A 433-nucleotide genomic window follows, 5' to 3' on the forward strand; every position below is an offset into this window, starting at 1 on the left:
GGTCAGCGGGGTGTCAGCCAGCATTGCGCTGTCTGGGCTGACGCTATCGCGAGCAAGGTGGAGCGCCACCCCGGTCCTCCTACAGTGGTTAGAGGTGTCTGGGTTGGAGTGCATTTCCAGGTAGGAGCGCGCTTGCCCGCGATTCAGACGCTGCGGTGTTTCAGGTGAAATCAGCAGAATCTCCACCTCATCCCCCAACGGCAGATCCTCAAGCACACCGGTTTGCGCCAGCACTAACCGAATCCCGCTGTCCTGAATCATGTAACTCAAACGATCTTGTGGGTACGCCGGGTCCAGCGGCACGTAGGCGCCGCCGGCTTTGAGGATGGCCAGCAAACCGACGATCATTTCCAGCCCGCGCTCCACCGCCAGCCCCACCCGCGCCTCAGGGCCAACGCCGCGATCAATCAGTTGATGAGCGACGCGATTGGCC

1 protein-coding gene is annotated in these 433 nt (G+C 61.9%); it reads right to left on the minus strand.

Going from position 1 to position 433, the window contains the following annotated elements:
- Positions 1-433 (minus strand): AMP-binding protein (locus IV01_RS26790; RefSeq protein ID WP_032631616.1); only part of this gene is annotated, 433 nt, incomplete at both ends.

Origin of the sequence: Pseudomonas syringae (assembly GCF_000737245.1) — a bacterium.
GTDB lineage: Bacteria > Pseudomonadota > Gammaproteobacteria > Pseudomonadales > Pseudomonadaceae > Aquipseudomonas > Aquipseudomonas syringae_J.